Source organism: Streptomyces zinciresistens K42, assembly GCF_000225525.1.
Classification (GTDB): Bacteria; Actinomycetota; Actinomycetes; order Streptomycetales; family Streptomycetaceae; genus Streptomyces; species Streptomyces zinciresistens.
The window spans coordinates 1-2,669 of sequence record NZ_AGBF01000387.1 but is presented as its reverse complement, the minus strand read 5'-3'; the positions used below and the strand labels follow the sequence as shown (position 1 = coordinate 2,669).

Below are 2,669 nucleotides of genomic sequence, written 5' to 3'. Positions count from 1 at the left end.
ACTCCGCGGCCGGCCGTGGAGGCGGTGTGTGAGCTGGGGGATCCGATCGCTGTGTGGCCTGCGGTCTTTCACGCGCTGTGGAGCGGTGTGCTGCGGGTGCGGCTGGACGAACCGCTGCACGAGCGTGCCGTCGTCTGCCTCGCACGGCAGGAGGCCGAAGCGGCGTGACGCAGGCGGTTGTCGAGGTCGGGGCGCGCCTTCGCTACGACGGGCGGGTATGGACGCTCGCCGTGCTGGAAGGCGCCCGGGCCACGCTGGTGAGTGACGAGGGCGCCTCGGCGTTGGTGCTGCTGCCCTACCTGTTCACCGATCCGTCCTTCGGGGTGGAAGGCGGACCGGCGCCGGGGAGAGCGACGCCGTTCGGCCTACTGGAGGCGCTGCCGGTGGAAGTGCGGGAGCGGGCTCTGGCGTGGCAGCGGCATGTACGAGAGGTGGAGACCGGCTTTCCTGACGCGGTCGGGCAGGGCGCCCCGCGCGAGCAGTTCGATCCGGCGACACGGAGCCTGGCGCAGCAGGAGCGGGCCAAGGCCGAGGAGTTGACGGCGGCGGGCTGGGGCGGCGAGTGCGGCGACGGTGCGCCGGATGCGGGCGCACTACCGCAGCGAGGGCTTGTGGGGGCTGGTGGACGGCCGGGCGGCGCGGGAGCGGTCGGCCGTGGGGCGGGCCGATGAGCGGGTGGTCACGGCAGTCAGGACAGTACTGGAGGCGCAGCGGGAGCGGTCGACGGGCACGCTGGTGCGGCTGCACCGACGGGTGGGGTGGCTGCTGGATCAGGAGTACGGCCCTGGGGTGGTGGCGCTGCCGCCGGCGTCGACGTTCAACCGGCTGGTGCACGCGGTGGCCGACGGACAGGGCCTTTGGGAGACAGCGGCGCAGCGGCGGTGGCATGCGTCGCGGCCGGCACCTCCGTTCACGCCGACGGTGGCACTGCGACCGGGCGAGCTGGTGATGCTGGACAGCACGCCGCTGGATGTCCCGGCGGTGCTGGACGACGGTGTGACCGGCCGCCTTGAACTGAGCACCGCGCTGGACGCGGCGACGCGCAGCATCTGCGCGGCGGTGCTGCGGCCGGTGGGCACACGGTCGGTGGACGCGGCGATGCTGCTGGCGCAGATGGTGGCGCCTGCGGCGATGCGGCCTGGCTGGGACGCGGCGCTGTCGATGCAGCGGCCGGTCCCGTATGAGCGGCTGGTGGCGCTGGACGCGGTAGTTGTCAGTGGATGTTAAGTCCGTTTCTCGTAGCGGCCTCGTCCAGGTTGGGTGAGGAAGCCTTGGCGGGTGTGGCGTCCGAGGCGGGCGCGGGTGACGTTGACGGCGGCCTCGTCAGTGGGCATGCCGAGGAGTTCGTGCAGCTCGCGGGCTCGGAACTCCTGGTTGGGGTGCTGGTTGAAGGCGTTCACGATGGCCTGGTAGGCGGTATTCGTCTCGGGCGGTTCGGAGTCTTCTCCTGCCGGTGCGAGTTCGGCGATGACCTTCCGGGTGACGGCCAGGTCCGCCAGTCGTGCGTCGGTCTCGGCCAAGGTGGCGGTCAAGTGCTCGATCTGGCCGCGTAGTTCATCGGCCCGGACGGTGGTCTCGTCGTGCTGTGCCTGGAGATCGGCCAGGAGCGCGGTGATGTTCATGCGGCCAGCCCGAGGGTGTCGCGCCAGGCCGGGCTGGGGGTGGTGAGGCGGCGAGTCATGTTCGCGATGGAGGCCCAGTAGACGCGTGAGGCGGAGGTGTCGGGCCGGTGGTCGTACTCACGGGCCAGGCGCCGGTGCAGCATCAACGTGCCGTTGACCTGCTCCACGATCCACCTTTTCGGCTGCGGAACGAAGCCTTTGCCCTGGTCGTCGGGGTTGCGGCGGACGACCTCGACGTCGATGTCCAACAACACGCCATGATGACGACTTCGTCCTTGAAACCCTGGTCCACCAGGGCCTTCTCCAGGCGCATCCCGCACCGTTCGGCGGCCCGGTCGAGCAGGGCGGTGCCGGCGGCGTTGTCGTGGGCGGAGGCGGCCAGCACCACGACACCGATGACCAGCCCCAGAACATCAGCGGCCAGTCCCCGCTTGCGCCCTGACACCTTCTTGTTGACGTCCAGCCCCGTCGTGGTCTTCGGGACACCGGCGGCCGCGCGCACGGACTGGGTGTCGATGATCACGAGGGACGGGTCCTCTAATCGCCGGGCTCTCACCCGCACCTGGCAGCGCAGGAGTTCCTGAATCCGCTGGTCAAGCCCGTCCTGGCGCCACGGGCCGAAGTAGTAGAACGCCGCCGACCAGGACGGCAGATCATGCGGGAGGTAGCGCCACCGGCAGCCCGTCCGGTTCTCGTAGAAGATCGCGTTCACGACCTCCCGCAGATCGCAGGATCCGGGATCCCCGGTCGCCGACCGTGCCACCCGGTCCTGTTTCCAGGCCGTGATCATCGGCTCGATCAACGACCACTGCTCGTCCGATAAGTCACTGGGGTACGGCTCTCGCTCCATGCCCGCATCTCAGCATGGACATGCCCAGCAGACGGCCCGCGTGCCGATCAGTACCCCGATCGAGCGATCACGAACCAGAGAAGATCGGACTTAACGCCCACTCAGAGAACCCGGAACCGGTTGATGGCGTCGATGTGCTGGGCGCGCTTCACCTCGTCGCGCACGCCCAGGCCCTCCTGCGGGGCGAGGGCGAGGAT

At 69.9% G+C, this 2,669-nt stretch carries 3 protein-coding genes and 1 pseudogene; 2 read left to right on the top strand and 2 right to left on the bottom strand.

Going from position 1 to position 2,669, the window contains the following annotated elements; all coding sequences use genetic code 11:
• The first annotated feature begins 164 nt into the window (after positions 1-164).
• Positions 165-671: a hypothetical protein gene (locus SZN_RS43060; protein ID WP_244313495.1), complete on the top strand. Its 507-nt coding sequence runs from the start codon at positions 165-167 to the stop codon at positions 669-671.
• Positions 583-1,227, top strand: a complete 645-nt coding sequence (locus SZN_RS43055; protein ID WP_244313494.1) for a hypothetical protein — start codon at positions 583-585, stop codon at positions 1,225-1,227. Before SZN_RS43060 ends, SZN_RS43055 begins: the two co-directional genes overlap by 89 nt.
• On the opposite strand, the gene SZN_RS36605 is transcribed toward SZN_RS43055, so the two are convergent.
• Positions 1,224-1,622 (bottom strand): hypothetical protein, encoded by a 399-nt coding sequence (locus SZN_RS36605; RefSeq protein WP_007505818.1) that lies wholly within the window; start codon positions 1,620-1,622, stop codon positions 1,224-1,226. The two genes, SZN_RS43055 and SZN_RS36605, sit on opposite strands and share 4 nt — an antisense overlap.
• Positions 1,619-2,472: pseudogene (locus SZN_RS36600) on the bottom strand (IS5 family transposase). The gene SZN_RS36605 and the pseudogene SZN_RS36600 overlap by 4 nt, the downstream one beginning before the upstream one ends.
• Positions 2,473-2,669 lie beyond the last annotated feature (197 nt).